General features: G+C 60.1%; 9 protein-coding genes and 2 rRNA genes. 5 read left to right on the top strand and 6 right to left on the bottom strand.

Annotation, left to right across the window (positions count from 1 at the left end; translation table 11 throughout):
• Window positions 1–133 precede the first annotated feature (133 nt).
• Both rrf (LU684_RS29855) and rrf (LU684_RS29850) read left to right on the top strand, forming a co-directional pair.
• Window positions 134–249, top strand: a 5S ribosomal RNA gene (gene rrf, locus LU684_RS29855).
• Window positions 250–358: 109 nt separating this feature from the next.
• Window positions 359–474 (top strand): 5S ribosomal RNA (gene rrf / locus LU684_RS29850).
• Window positions 475–540: 66 nt separating this feature from the next.
• Here rrf (LU684_RS29850) and LU684_RS29845 read toward each other — a convergent pair.
• From LU684_RS29845 to LU684_RS29830, 4 genes are all read right to left on the bottom strand, one after another.
• Window positions 541–2955, bottom strand: a complete 2415-nt coding sequence (locus LU684_RS29845; RefSeq protein ID WP_186506742.1) for a TonB-dependent siderophore receptor — start codon at window positions 2953–2955, stop codon at window positions 541–543.
• Between the two features lie 165 nt (window positions 2956–3120).
• Complete coding sequence (locus LU684_RS29840; RefSeq protein WP_016484314.1) at window positions 3121–4077, bottom strand: FecR domain-containing protein; 957 nt, start codon at window positions 4075–4077, stop codon at window positions 3121–3123.
• Between the two features lie 4 nt (window positions 4078–4081).
• Entirely contained in the window at window positions 4082–4585 is a 504-nt protein-coding gene (locus tag LU684_RS29835; RefSeq protein ID WP_016484315.1) for a sigma-70 family RNA polymerase sigma factor, read from the bottom strand.
• A 112-nt stretch (window positions 4586–4697) separates the two neighbouring features.
• Window positions 4698–5387 (bottom strand): GntR family transcriptional regulator, encoded by a 690-nt coding sequence (locus LU684_RS29830; protein WP_016484316.1) that lies wholly within the window; start codon window positions 5385–5387, stop codon window positions 4698–4700.
• Window positions 5388–5592: 205 nt separating this feature from the next.
• On the opposite strand from LU684_RS29830, the gene lapG reads away from it, so the two are divergent.
• Complete coding sequence (gene lapG, locus LU684_RS29825) at window positions 5593–6354, top strand: cysteine protease LapG (RefSeq protein ID WP_172901719.1); 762 nt, start codon at window positions 5593–5595, stop codon at window positions 6352–6354.
• A 10-nt stretch (window positions 6355–6364) separates the two neighbouring features.
• The gene (gene lapD, locus LU684_RS29820) at window positions 6365–8311 is read left to right on the top strand and encodes a cyclic di-GMP receptor LapD (protein WP_060519916.1); all 1947 of its coding nucleotides are present in this window, start codon (window positions 6365–6367) and stop codon (window positions 8309–8311) included.
• 184 nt (window positions 8312–8495) lie between these two features.
• On the opposite strand, the gene LU684_RS29815 is transcribed toward lapD, so the two are convergent.
• On the bottom strand, window positions 8496–9872 hold the full coding sequence (locus LU684_RS29815; RefSeq protein WP_016484319.1) for an HlyD family type I secretion periplasmic adaptor subunit: 1377 nt from the start codon (window positions 9870–9872) through the stop codon (window positions 8496–8498).
• Window positions 9862–12018 (bottom strand): type I secretion system permease/ATPase, encoded by a 2157-nt coding sequence (locus tag LU684_RS29810; protein ID WP_016484320.1) that lies wholly within the window; start codon window positions 12016–12018, stop codon window positions 9862–9864. The genes LU684_RS29815 and LU684_RS29810 overlap by 11 nt, the downstream gene beginning before the upstream one ends.
• A gap of 992 nt (window positions 12019–13010) precedes the next feature.
• Between LU684_RS29810 and LU684_RS29805 the strand changes: the two genes are divergently transcribed.
• Window positions 13011–14674, top strand: a 1664-nt coding sequence (locus LU684_RS29805) for a retention module-containing protein (protein ID WP_232895328.1), incomplete at its 3' end; no start/stop codon positions are given.

The following is a 14674-nucleotide window of genomic DNA, read 5'->3' as shown; positions in this document are numbered from 1 at the left end:
TAACACCCAAGCAATTTGCTGACGCAGATTGCGGTGGTGAAGATGATACGAACCGAAAGTTCGCAACAAACCACAAACATCACATATCCGAATTCGCTGGGCTGTCCATCTGGACATTCTGGCTACAGAATTTCTTGACGACCATAGAGCATTGGAACCACCTGATCCCATCCCGAACTCAGCAGTGAAACGATGCATCGCCGATGGTAGTGTGGGGTTTCCCCATGTGAGAGTAGGTCATCGTCAAGATTCATTTCGCAAAACCCCTATCTGCGCATGCAGGTAGGGGTTTTGTCTTTAAGTAGGAACTACAGAGATTCGCAGGCACGTCCGAGTGACGGGCCAGCACACAGAATTTCTTGACGACCATAGAGCATTGGAACCACCTGATCCCATCCCGAACTCAGCAGTGAAACGATGCATCGCCGATGGTAGTGTGGGGTTTCCCCATGTGAGAGTAGGTCATCGTCAAGATTCAAACCCAAAGCCCCTGTCTGCAATGCAGACAGGGGCTTTGTCTTTTCTGGGTAGTTGTATCGGTCAGAACTGATAGCTGACCGTGGCGCTCACATTGCGTTCCTCACCCATGTAGCAGTAGTTCAGGCTGGCACATGAGGTGATGTAGCTTTCATTGGTAAGGTTGTTGGCGTTAAGGCGCACATCCACGCCCCTGAGCCCAACCTTGCCCAGGTCATAGCCGAGCGAAGCGTCTAACACAGTGTAGGAAGGCACCTTCATGCTGTTTTCCGCATCTACCCAGCTGTAGCCCACATACCGCACGCCACCGCCCAGCCTCAGGCCATCCAGAGGCCCTTGGTGGAAGTTGTAGTCAGCCCAAAGCGAGAACATCTGTTTCGGTGCCTGGGTTGGCGAATTGCCCTTGTTGTCCAGGCTGGCCGACGTCAGGCTCGGCATCGACCGGGAATATTCGATATCGGTGAAGGTGTAGCCGCCTAGCAGTTTGAGGCTGTCGGTCACCTGCACATGTGCCTCCAGCTCCAGCCCTTGGGAACGTACTTCACCTACCGGGCGATAGAAATTTTCGTCAGGCTGCTTCGAAGCCAGGTTTTCCTGCTCGATGCGGAACACCGATGCGGTGAACAGGTTGTCGCTGCCCGGAGGCTGATACTTGATGCCGGCTTCCCATTGAGTGCCTTCGGTCGGTGCCAGGGGGCGGCCTTCCTGGTCGGACACGGTATTGGGATTGAACGACTCCGAGTAGCTGACATAGGGCGCAATGCCGTTCTCGAACAGGTAGAGCACCCCGGCCCGAGTAGTAAATTTGGTGCGTTGATCGTTGACCTTGGTGTCGCTGTCGCGATTCTCCTCGGACACCTTCACCCAGTCCTGACGAAGCCCCAAGGAGAAGCGCCACTGGTCCAGCTCCACCAGATCCTGCAGATACGCACCTGTTTGCTGCAAGCGCCGCTGGTAGCGGTTTTCGCCCAGGACCTCAAGGTTGCCATTGCCATACTGCGGGTTAGCTGCGTCCAGCGGGTCGACCGTGCCATAACGCCATGCGACGTCGGCTTTGCGCCGCTGGTAGTCGGCGCCCAGCAGCAGGGTATGTTTGGCAGCTCCAGTGAAGAATTCCGCCTGCAGCATATTGTCGATGATGTACGAATGCAGGCGCTCGTCGCCGCCGGTATAGGCGCGGTTGAGGATGTTGCTGTCGGCATCCGTCCAGCCGGCTGAGTACACCTGGTCCATGGAGACGTCGGAATCCTGGTAACGGAAGTTCTGCCGCGCGGTGAACACATCATTGAAGCGGTGCTCGAACTGGTAGCTGAACGACTGCTGGGTACGTTCGTAATTGTCGATGCCCGGCTCGCCCTCGAAGAAGTGGTCTGACAAGCGCAAGCCGTTGCGTTTGTGCAGCATGCCGTCTGCAGGGTTACCGCCATGGTACCCGCCGTTAGGGTCGTGCTGGAGGTAAGCCTGCAATGTGAGCGAGGTGTCTTCGGTAAAGTCGACGCTGATGGCCGGGGCGATGGTGTAGCGTTCTTCCTTGTTGTGGTCGAACTGGGTATCGGATGCATCCGCCAGGCCTGTCAGGCGATAAGCAATGCGCTTGTCATCATCTACAGGGCCACTGAAATCGAAACCCATGCCACGCTGGCCTTGGGTGCCAACCGTGGCCTGAACCTGATGGTAGGGAGTAAACAGCGGCTTCTTGGTGGTCAGGGCGACCAGGCCCCCCGGCGAGCTTCGCCCATACAGTACCGAAGATGGGCCCTTGAGAATGTCGATGCGCTCCAGGAAGTACGGGTCTACCTGCATGGTGCTGTAGGTGCCGTTGTCGCCCATCGACTTGAGGCCATCGACGTAGATGTTATCCACAGAGCCGTCGTTGAAGCCGCGCATCGCGACATAGTCATAGCGATGGGTGGCACCGTAAGGATTGGTCATCACCCCAGGCGTGTAGCGCATGGCCTGGGCAACGGTCTGTGAGCCCTGGTCGTCCATCTGCTGGCGAGTAACGACCGAGACGGATTGGGACGTCTCCACCAACGGTGTGCTCGTCTTGGTCGCCACTTGGCTGTGCGTAGCGTTGTAACCCTCCATGCTGCCGAGCGCATTACCGAGGGAGAAGCCACGGATATCGGTGTCCGGCAATGACAGGGCGGTGTCCTGGGGCTGTACCTGCAGCACATAGCTACGTCCATCCTGGCTGACGGCTTCCAGGCCGCTGCCATTGAGCATTTGGCGCAGTGCTTGATCGGTAGCGTACTGCCCCTGAAGGCCGTCAGACCGCAGGCCATCTGTGAGCTGAGGTGTACTCGACAGGGTTATGCCGGCCTGGCGGGCAAACTGATTGAGAACGTCGGCCAGTTGACCGGCCGGGATTGCATAGTGATGACTCACTTGAGCTGTTGCAGCCGCTGCGCAAAGTTGCGGAGCAAATGCCAAGCCCAATGCAGTACCAAACAGAGCCGCCCGGACAGCGTGGCGCAAGCGTGCTGATTGCAGGACAGGTCGATAATCATTCAAGTTGGAAGTGTCGGTTACCACCGGGTTGATAGGCATGCAGGGTCCGTTGAAGAGTTGAGGGCAGAAGGTGTCGCTTACTGTCCTAGCCGGACCGCGATTGAAAACCCGCCATAAATCAACAAGGCGTTGTCAGGTCATGCTCTCTACACGTACCCACCAGCGTGTACGGTGACGAAGCCTAACGGGCAGTGTCTGTGGCAGCAGCTGGAGCAAACGTTCCGGATCTTCGAGGCGGAACACCCCCGACAGGCGCAGATCGGCGATCTCGTCGCTGCAGCCCAGGTAACCATGGCGATAACGGCTGACCTGCGCGAGGAAGTCGGACAGGCGCATGTCCTGGGTAACGATCAGCCCTTCAGTCCAGGCCATCGCATCCATGTTCAGGTGCGCGAGCGGGTGCGCCCCCTCAGCATCCAGCCGCCAGTTCTGGCCGCTTTCAATCCACAGCAATTGACCATTGCCAGGTCGGTGGATCGCCACTTTGCCGTGGCTGACGCTGACACGTGTGCAGTCGTTGTCCTGATAGGCTACAAAGCGTCCTTCGAACCCTTCCAGCAGCGCATCGCGAGTTTGTACCAGTACGGGATGCCGGGCGTTGCAGGTAATCATCAGCTCCCCCTGCTTCAGGCGGACCATACGCTGCTGCTCATTGAAGGCCAGGTCCACAGCACTGCGGGTATTGAGTTGTAGCAGTGAGCCACCAGGCAAGGTAAAGACGCGTCGCTCACCGGTGCCGGTGGCATAGTCCGACGCCCACGCACTGATGGCATCGAGGTCCTTGGCCAGCCATGCCGCCGACCCAGCCATGACAACGCCGCCAAGCAGCTTCAGCGCTTGCCGGCGGTGCAGGCGCTGCTGGCTGGTTTCCAGGGTCTGCAACGCCAGCCCTGCACCCGGGATCGAGCGCAGGTCAAGGTCCTGATGCAGGTGTACTACCCGTTGCCAGGCTTGCTCATGTTCGTGGTGGGCACTGCGCCATTGCGCGCACTGTTGCTGCAAGGTCGGCTCATGCCCGCTCTCACGCAGACGCAGCATCCACTGGATGGCCTGCTTGACCGCTTTTGCATCAGGGCGTGCGGCACTCATTGGCTCAACACTCGTCTTCGTAGCGCAGCACATAGCAATGGTAGAGCGCATCAGCGATGTAACGCTCCACCGTACGCACTGAGATCCCCATCTGCTCGGCAATGGCCTGATGCTTCAGCCCCTCGCATTGGGCCAGGAGGAAGGCGCGACGTACCTTGGGTTTGAGGCCGTCGAGCATGCGCGCAATACGTTCAAGCAACTCCAGCAGCAGCTCGCGGGTTTCGGCTGATGGAGACTGTGCTTCCGGCACATGGGCCAATGCCTCCAGGTAGGCCCGGTGCAGCTCCTCGCGGCGCCAGTGATCGATGATCAGCCCACGGGCTACCGTGCGCAAGAAGGCCCTAGGGGTGTTTAGCTGCAGGTGTTCGCGGCGTTGCAGCAAGCGGACGAAGGTGTCATGGGCCAGGTCTGCGGCATCGGCGGCATTGCCCAGCTTGCTGCGTAGCCAGGCGTGTAACCAACCGTGGTGGTCACTGTAGAGCGTTTGCACGGAGTCATTGCTGGGCATAGGGGGAGGGTGCTGGCATCAATGGACATGAATGATAATTAGTCTCATTGTTGGCGCGGCGAGCTGAATTTGCAACCCATCTGCTCGCCCCGCACATAAGGCCAGTTACGGGCTAACGCCCTCGCTGGGTATCAAGATAGTTGCGGATCACCAAAGCCCCGCTATTGAGGTGCCGTTCCAGCACCGCTACCGCCTCGTCCACCAGCTTGTCGCTGGCGGCATCTACCAGTGCGTTGTGATCGTCCTGGGTCAGCTTGCCCAAGCCCATGGATGAAAGATGAAAACGCAGGAAGCGTTCTTCTTCGTTCAGTTCGTCCTCGATCAGTCGCAACAGCTTCCTGTTCGACGCCTTGCTGTACAACGTCATATGGAGCAAGCGATTCAGTCGGCCGATTTCGGCGTGGCGGGTTTCGTTCTCCAGTTGCTGGATATAGCCACGTGCGCTGGCGATGTCGCTGGCATCCAGCAGCGGGATAGACTGGCGCAGCGCTTCGCTCTCCAGCAGAACACGCAGGGCATAGGTATCCACCGCATCCTCGCCGATCAGCGGCGCAACCACCGCACCTTTGTGCATCTCCACTTTCAGCAGCGATTGCGCTTCAAGCTGGCGCAGGGCTTCGCGCACGGGCATGCGGCTGACACCAAACAAGGTGGCGAGCTCTTGTTGTCGCACGGCGGTGCCAGGGGGCAGGCGGCCATCGAGGATGGCGCTACGCAGGCGTTCTTCGATCACGGCACGGGCCTGGTGCGGCGACAGCTGCTCGCTGACCAGCACATTGCTCAATTTGATTTTTTCGGCCACGCGACGTCTGCCTCAACGATGACTAAAGTTGGATCCAATGACACTAGTAACAGCTTGGGGGAGTTGTCAAACCAAGGCCCGGATTGGAACGGGCGCCCCAAAAGCGCGGCTATGGTGGATGAAGTCACGTGCCAAAGGAAGCAGGCTATAGAAGGATATAAACAGAAAGTGTAGGCGGGCTGACAGGCGGATGCATGATTGCAGGGTGCCATTGTTTTTTGCGGTAGCAAGCCGCACCATCGCTGCTTTCGACTGGCCTGAACAGGGCTTGGCAGTGGCGATATCCTGGATGTTCAAAACCGTTGTGCGATGTGTCGGCTTTGCCGCGCTGCTGGGCAGTCTGCTGCTGGGCGGCTTGCACGCGGATTGGGATTTCTCCCAGATCAGCCGCAAGTCGCAGGCCCTGTATGGCCCTCTGGGTGCCGGGCAGGGCCGTATCGATGCGTGGCAGAACCTGATGGCCACGCAGAAGCAGGGTACTGAGCTTGAGCGGCTGCAAGTGGTCAACCGTTTCTTCAACCAGCAATTGCGCTATGTAGAGGACATCGACCTGTGGCACGAGGTCGACTACTGGGCGACACCGGTGCAGGCACTGATCAAAGGTGCCGGGGACTGCGAGGACTACGCCATCGCCAAATATTTCAGCCTGCGGCGCATGGGTATACCCAGCGAAAAACTACGCATCACCTACGTCAAGGCGTTGCGGCAGAACCGGGCACACATGGTCCTGACTTATTATTCGAACCCACAGGCCCAGCCCTTGGTGCTCGATAGCCTGATGGATGCCATCAAGCCGGCAAGCCAACGTACCGACCTGCTGCCGGTTTACGCTTTCAATGGCGAAGGCTTGTGGCTGACGGGCGCAACAGGCAACAAGAAGGTCGGCGATACCAAGCGGCTGTCACGCTGGCAGGATTTGCTGAAGAAAATGCAGGCCGAAGGGTTCCCGGCCGAGCCGGTTTACTGAAGGAGCACAGATGTCACTGTTCAAACAATTGCTGTTGGCCATTTGCCTGTTCCTGGTAGTCGCCTTCAGTGGCAGTTTCATGGTCAGCCTGGAAAGCTCACGCAGCCAGTATGTCAACCAGCTGCGGTCGCACGCCCAGGATGCAGCGACCGCGCTGGCGTTATCGCTGACGCCGAATATCGACGACCCGGCGATGGTCGAGCTGATGGTCAGCTCGATCTTCGACAGTGGTTACTATGCGAGCATCAAGGTCGTCGATCTGGGCTCCAATGCCGTGCTGGTGGAGCGCCACGCGGAGCCGGACCCTGGCGGCGTACCTGCCTGGTTCGTGCACCTGATTGGCCTTGAGGCCGCTGGTGGCGACGCCATCGTCAGCCGTGGCTGGCAACAGGCCGCGCGGGTAGAGGTGATCAGCCACCCCATGTTTGCCATTGCCAAACTCTGGCAAAGCGCCTTGGGCAGCTTGGGCTGGTTGCTGCTGTGCGGAGCGGCCAGCGCCGTGCTCGGCGCCTTGCTGCTGCGCCGCCAGTTGCGGCCGCTGGACTATATGGTCGAGCAATCCCACGCCATTGCGCGTCGTGAATTCCTCAGCCTGCCTGAGTTGCCGCGCACACCGGAGCTGCGCCGTGTGGTGCAGGCGATGAACCAGATGGTCGAGAAGCTCAAGGCGCTGTTCACCGAGCAGGCCGAGCGCAGCGAACGACTGCGTGCAGAGTCCTACCAGGACAGCCTGACCGGGCTATCGAACCGCCGCTATTTCGAAATGCAGTTGAACACCCGGGTAAGCAACCTGGAGGACGCGCGCGCCGGCTACCTGCTGTTACTGCGTGTCCAAGGGCTGGCGGGGCTGAACGCACGCCTTGGCGGCCAGCGTACCGACCAGTTGTTGCAGGCCGTGGGTGAGCAGTTGCGCCGCACCTGTGCCAGCTTCCCGGAAACCAACGACCTGATTTCCCGCAGCCGCGGTGGCGAGTTTGCCGTGCTGGCGCCGGGCATGGTGCATGAAGAAGCGGTAAACCTTGCCCAGGCCTTGGAGGCAACGCTGCAGAGCCTGCACGAAACGGGCGCCAGTGATATCGACCCGGTGGCTTGTATTGGCCTCGCGCCGTTCAGCCCAGGCGATTCTCCACAGGCTTTGCTGAAGCTCGCCGATGAGGCTTTGGCCCGTGCCGAAAACCAGCCAACGCCAGGGTGGGTATGCCTTGAACAAGGCGTGGCTGCAGTTGCTGCCGATAGCCAGCACGCCTGGCACGAGCGGCTCGATCAGGCGTTCAACAATGGGCATTTCGAGCTGTTCTTCCAGCCGGTGGTGGATTGCACTTCGGTGCAACGGGTACTGCACCACAAGGTGATTTCACGCTTGCAGGATGGTCAGGGCGAGGCATTGCCGGCGGGCCGCTTCCTGCCCTGGCTGGAGCGCTTTGGCTGGATGCCGCGACTGGACGTGCTGGTGCTGGAGAAAGTGTTGACGCACCTGCGTGGGCATGACCAGGTGCTGGCGCTGAACCTGTCCGCCGCTACATTGGCCGATCCCAAGGCCCTGCACCGCATCTTTGAACTGCTGGGCCAGAATGCGGCGCTCGGCCCGCGGCTGGTTTTTGAAATTGGCGAGGAACAGTTGCCTGAGCAGGCAGCCTTGGAACAACTCACCCGGCGCCTGCACGGGTTGGGCTTCGGGCTAGCGTTGCAGCGCTTTGGCGGGCGCTTCAGCATGATCGGAAACCTGGCCCACCTGGGCCTGGCGTACCTGAAGATTGACGGTAGCTACATTCGCAACATCGACCATGAGCAGCACAAGCGGCTGTTCATCGAGGCGATCCAGCGTGCGGCGCACAGCATCGACCTGCCGCTGATTGCTGAGCGGGTCGAGACAGAAGGTGAGCGGCGGGTGTTGCAGGAGATGGGGGTAGGCGGCATTCAGGGGCAACTGGTAGGTGAACCTGCGCCCTGGCGCTGATCACACTTGGCCACCGACAACCCAGCAGATACGACGCTGCCCGTGGCACCAGCGCCGTACCTGTGGGAGCGGGTTTACCCGCGAACACGGGCGAAGCCCGTGCCATCCATCGCGTTGCCTGCTTCGCGGGTAAACCCGCTCCTACAGGTGTTGCGTTGACCCTGGGGCATTCATATCTCGTCTGTCAGCGCTCGCGCAGCGCCTCCGAACGCGCCTTCATGATCGGCTTGAGCAAGTAGCTCATGATGGTCTTCTTGCCGGTCATGATATCCACCGTCGCCACCATCCCCGGAATGATCAGCAACGGCTTCTCGTCGGTTCCCAGGTGGCTGCGGTCGGTGCGCAGCTTGATCAGGTAGTAGGTGGTCTTTTTGTCTTCGTCGGTGATGGTGTCGGCGCCGATCTGCTCCAGCTTGGCCTTGAGCCCACCGTAGATGGTGTAGTCGTAGGCCGTGAACTTGACGGTTGCCTCCTGGCCAGGGTGCAGGAAGGCGATGTCCTTGGGCAGGATCTTCGCTTCGATGACCAGCGTGTCGTCCAGTGGTACCACCTCGATGATATCGCTGCCAGGCTGGATCACCCCACCAATGGTGTTGACCAGCATCTGCTTGACGATACCGCGTACAGGCGAAGTGACCATGGTGCGGTGCACCCGATCGTCCAGTGCCTTGCTGGTGGCCGTGGCCTTGTTCAGCTCGGTGCGTGCTTCGTTCAGCTGGGTCAGCGCTTCACTGCGGAATTTGCCTCGGGTTTCCTCGATCTTGCTTTGCACCTCGCGGATGGCCGCCTCGGCACGGGGGATGGCCAGCGCGGTGGAGTCCAGCTGCCCACGGTTCTCCACTTCGGCGCGGCGCAGGCGCAGCACTTCGACCTGGGAGATTGCGCCGGTTGCCACCAGCGGTTCGGACATGCCGATTTCTTTGCGCAGCAACTCAAGGCTGTTGGCGTACTGGGCGCGTTTGGAGCTGTACTCACGCAGCTCTTGCTGGCGCTGGACCAGCTGCTGCTGCAGGCCGCCAATTTCGTCCTGCAGTTGCTGGCGCCGGCTCTGGTACAGCGACTCTTCACTGGCTGCCTGGCTTGGTGCCGCTTTGCGCAGTTCTTCGTCGATCTTCAGCGGGCGGTCCTCTACCTCGGCACTCAGGCGTTCGACCCGCAGAGCCATGGACTGTCGGTCAGCTTCGGTTTCACCAACGTTGGAGGCGAAGCGGGTTTCATCCAGACGCAGCAATGGCTGGCCGACTTCGACGATTTGCCCTTCCTTGGCGAAGATTTCGGCGACGATACCGCCCTCCAGGTTCTGAATCTTCTGCACTTTGGAAGACGGAATGGCCTTGCCTTCGCCCCGCGTGACCTCGTCGATGGGGGCGACGCTGGCCCACACGATCAAGAACACGAAGAACAGGATCACGCCCCAGATGGTCAGCCGCACAACCCGCGGCGCATCTTCGATCAGGGCCTTGTTGACCTCTGGCAGCGGCTGCCCGCCCAGTGAATCGGAACCTTTGAAGTAGCGCCGCAGGCCATCCTTGAATTGCCCAATATCCAGCTTATGCAACACTGATCTGCCCCTTCTTCAGCGCATCCATGACCGCGGCTTTCGGGCCGTCGGCGACAATCTGCCCGCGATCGATCACGATCAGCCGGTCCACCAGCGACAGCAGCGAGGCGCGGTGCGTGACCAACAGCACCGTCTTGCCTTCCACCACCGCTTGCAGGCGCTGCTTGAGGCGCTCTTCGCCGGTGTTGTCCATGGCACTGGTGGGCTCGTCCAGCAACAGGATCTGCGGGTTGAGCAGCAGCGCACGGCCCAGGGCGACGTTCTGCCGCTGGCCGCCGGACAGGTTCTGCCCGCGCTCACCCACTTGCAGTTCGTAACCGTCCGGGTGCAAGCGGGCGAATTCATGCACACCTGCCAGCTCGGCGGCCTGCAGGATCAGCTCGTCCTCGATGTAGCGGGCACCGCTGACCAGGTTGTCGCGCAGGGTGCCGGCCAGCAGCTGGATGTCCTGCGGTACATAGCCGATGTTGTGGCGCAGTTCGCTGACGTCGATTTGGCGAATATCCACGCCATCGACCAGCAGCGAGCCGCCATCGGCCTCATACAGGCCGACGATGAGCTTGGCCAGCGAGCTCTTGCCCGAACCACTGCGCCCGATGATGCCGACCTTCTCGCCGGGGCGGATGGTCAGGTTGATGTTTTTCAGCGCCATGTTCTGCTGGTTCGGGTAGGTGAAATCGACCCCGCGGAACTCGACACTGCCCTGCAGTACCTTACGGCTCAGTGGGCGCTCCTCGAAGTTGCGCTCTTGCGGCAGTTCCATCATGTGGTCGGTGGCAACCATGGTTACCTTGGCCTGCTGGTAGCGGGCGAGCAAACCGTTGAGCTGGCCCAGCGGGCCGAGGGCACGGCCGCTGAGCATGTAGCACGCCACCAGGCCGCCCATGCTCAGGTTGCCGTCGATGATCAGGTACACGCCGACGCAGATCATCGCCACGCCAGCCAGCTGCTGGATCAGCAGGGTGATGTTCATCGCCAGGCTCGACAGCACCTTCACGCGCAGTTCCAGGCGGCTGAGGGTGCCGAGGGTCTGCTCCCACATGTACTGGCGTTCGCTTTCGGCGTTGTTGACCTTTACCGCATCCAGGCCGGCGAGGGTCTCGATCAGGCTGGACTGGCGCTCGGAGGCCAGGGCCATGGTCCGTTCCATGGTCGCCATCAGCGGCCGTTGCAAGGCGTAGCCGATGCCCAGGGCCAGCGGGAAGGCAATGATCGGGATCCACACCAAGTGCCCGCCAATGATGGCGATGACGATCAGGATAAGGACGGTGAACGGCAGGTCGATAAGGCTGGTCAGGGTCAGTGAGGCGAGGAAGTCGCGTAGGCCCTGGAACTCGTGAATGTTCTGGGCAAAGCTGCCGACCCTGGCCGGGCGGTACTTCATCGACATGCCGACGATGCGCTCGAACAGCGTCGCCGAGATGATCAGGTCGGTCTTCTTGCCGGCCAGGTCCAGGCACAAGCCGCGCAGGCCCTTGAGGATCAGGTCGAAGATGTAGGCGCCGGCGATACCGATGGCCAGCACCCAGAGCGTTGACGTTGCCTGGTTGGGCACTACACGGTCGTACACGTTCATCACGAACAGCGGCGCGGCCAGGGCGATCAGGTTGATCACCAGGCTGGCGGCGATGGCGTCGATATACAGCCACTTGCTGCGCAGCAGGGTATCGCGGAACCACGACTTTGCCCGCGGGATGAGGTTGCCGTGGTTGACGTCGAACTTGTGCTGCGGCTGGGCAAAGAACACCCGGCCGCTATAGTCGCTTTGCAGGGCTTCGCGGCTTACATGCACCTCGCCGCCATCGCTCTCGCTGAGCAACAGGCGCGCGGTGTCTTCGTTCTCCCAGCCCAGCAGGACGGCACTGCGGCCTTCCTTTAGCAGCAGCATCGCAGGCATGGCGATGCTCGGGATTTGTTCCAGCTTGCGCTGCAACAGGCGCCCTTGCAGACCGGCCCGGGCGGCGGCGCGGGGCAGCAGCTCGGGGCTCAGGCGCTGGGCGGGTAGCGGCAGCCCGGTGGTCAGCATGACCCGACTGGCGGGTTTCTGGTGCAGGACACACAGGCTCAGCAGGCTATCCAGCAAGGGATCGTCATGCTGACTGCGTGGATCATGGTTGAGTTGGACTCGACTGACTTCAGATTCCACGCGGCGCTCTCTTCATCCTTGTGGTGGGTGGGGTGGCTGTGCCGGCATTAAGGTCGGGCCGGCTCGCCCTGGCGTTCAATGGTACTGCCAAGCGGTGTAGGTGAGGCCTACAAGGCCCTTTGGCTGAGCAGACGGCCAATGGTCGCCTCGAATCGATACTGAGTAAACAATTGTACGTCGTTCATTGCTACCAGGCTGCTCCTGAGCAAGGGTGTTTCATTTTTGATCCAGTGTGCATGCAGGCTGAAGCATTTTCAGCAGCATAGACTGCCCGCGGGGCGAGTGAGAATTGCCGTCGGTGATCGATCTTTTTCGTCGTCAGTAAATGGGCGCTGATTTGTTGACGGTCTTATAGGTATCGATCGTTAAAATTCATCGGCGTAAGTCTGTTTGCACGCTCGGTTCTGGTTCAGAAATCGTCAATGGTTTGCCATCATCGCCGTGTGGTTATCTGCGCAATCGTTCTCTATCCCTTTGATCTGCGATGAAGTGTTGTTGCACGTCACGCGCTCAGCGGCTGGTGTTGGCTCGTGCGGCTATACAATCCCCTGGTTTTGCGGGTTTTGATGCCCCTGCCCGTCGGGTTTAAGGCAAGGTTTGTGCTTGTCTAAACCCGGCAGCCCGGGCGCTTTTAAATTGACGTCTGCAGGCTTGACGGTTGCTGAAGGGGGGGATTGTCAGCAGCATAAAATACCGACTCAGGGTGTAATAAATGTTGCCGAAAATAGCGTTGAGCGCGCTTTCGATGATGTACGACATTTGTTCTGAATGAACCGTTGGCTAAGGTACAAATATCAATGTGACATTACATTGCCGATTGTTTAGGATGGCCTGTATAAGGTCAATAGTTTGGCATTTAAGTAATTCCAAATAGTTATAGACGAAAAATTGACGAAAAAAAGCGTCAAGAGATCATCGACATAGTTCCGCCTGAAGTGGCTGCGAGTGCCGCTCTGGCAGGGAAGTACCCATAGGGTCACACGGAGAGTCCAATGAGCAGCGTTGTAGCCATCGTCAAAAGCATTGTCGGCCAGGTTATTGCGGTATCCCCAGAGGGTATTCGCCGTGTGCTCATCGAAGGGGACCGCCTGTTGGCAGGTGAGGAAGTACTCACTGGCCCGGGTGGCGCAGTTACTCTTGAGCTGGCCGATGGCCGTCTGCTTGACCTTGGCCGTGACAGCCAGTGGAGTGCCGATGCGCCCGACAGCAGCACCGACCTGAGCCAGGCGACCGCACAGGCCGCACCGTCGGTGGAAGAACTGCAACAGGCGATCGCTGCAGGTGTCGACCCGACTACCGAGCTTGAGGCCACCGCAGCCGGCCCGTCCGCAGCGGGCGGCGGCGCGCTGGGCGGTGGTCACAGCTTTGTGATGCTGGAGGAAACCGCGGGCCGGGTAGACGCTACCGTCGGGTTCCCGACGCAAGGGCTGGGCTTTGCTGGCGCGCTCGATAGTGAAGAAGTTGGCTTGCTGGATACCACCAGCAACAACCAGGTGACTACGCCGACGACAGGCACCAACGTTGCTACCGACCTTATTCTTGGCGCCACTCCTTCCATCAGCGAAGCGGGTGGCGTAATCGTCTATACCGCTACGGTTGGCCAAGCGCCGACCACCAACCTGATCGTCACCCTGTCTAACGGTGCCGTTATCGTCATCCCGGCCGGGCAGACCAGCGGCAGCGTCAATGTCGTGGTTCCGGCAAATGACACGCCGTATATCGACGGTGGCCAGATCTCGGCAACTGTAACGGGTACCACCGGTGGCAACGGCCTGACGGTGACTGTGCCGCAAGCGCCGGCGGTTACCCAGGTTACCGATACCATCGACACCACCACTGCGACACTGACGGCGAATCCGTCGGTGACCGAGGGCGGTGTGATTACCTACACCGTGACCCTGAGCAACCCTGCCCAGACGCCGGTAACCGTTACTCTGTCCAATGGCCAGACCATCACCGTTGAGGCGGGCAAGACCCAGGGCAGCGTCGACTTCCAGACGCCGGCGAACGACGTCTACAACAACGGTTCGACTGTAAGCACAACCATAACCGGCGCTTCCGGTGGCAACTTCGAGCAGCTGACGCCGAATCCGACCCCGGCGCAGACCACGATCAACGATTCGGTCGACAACACCACTGCGACCCTGACCGCTTCGCCAAGCGTCACTGAAGGTGGCGTAATCACCTACACCGTGACCCTGAGCAACCCTGCCCAGACGCCAGTGACTGTGACCCTGTCCAACGGCCAGACCATCACTGTTGAAGCGGGCAAGACCCAAGGCAGCGTTGACTTCCAGACCCCGGCGAACGACGTCTACAACAACGGCTCGACCGTCAGCACAACTATTACTGGCGCTACCGGTGGTAACTTCGAACAGCTGACCCCGAATCCGACCCCGGCGCAGACCACGATCAACGATTCGGTCGACAACACCACTGCGACCCTGACCGCTTCGCCAAGCGTCACTGAAGGTGGCGTGATCACCTACACCGTGACCCTGAGCAACCCTGCCCAGACGCCGGTAACCGTGACCCTGTCCAATGGCCAGACCATCACCGTTGAAGCCGGCAAAACCCAGGGCAGCGTTGATTTCCAGACCCCGGCGAACGACGTCTACAACAACGGTTCGACTGTCAGCGTCACCATCGAGAACGC

It is taken from the genome of Pseudomonas sp. NMI542_15 (assembly GCF_021283425.1).
Taxonomy (GTDB): domain Bacteria; phylum Pseudomonadota; class Gammaproteobacteria; order Pseudomonadales; family Pseudomonadaceae; genus Aquipseudomonas; species Aquipseudomonas fortuita.
This window is presented reverse-complemented; position numbering and strand designations above follow the sequence as displayed.

Excerpts from the sequence above, each read along its gene's own strand:
- LU684_RS29835 (WP_016484315.1), bottom strand. The coding sequence starts at position 4,585 with ATGCCCAGCAATGACTCCGTGCAAACGCTCTACAGTGACCACCACGGT.
- lapD (WP_060519916.1), top strand. The coding sequence starts at position 6,365 with ATGTCACTGTTCAAACAATTGCTGTTGGCCATTTGCCTGTTCCTGGTA.
- LU684_RS29840 (WP_016484314.1), bottom strand. The coding sequence starts at position 4,077 with ATGAGTGCCGCACGCCCTGATGCAAAAGCGGTCAAGCAGGCCATCCAG.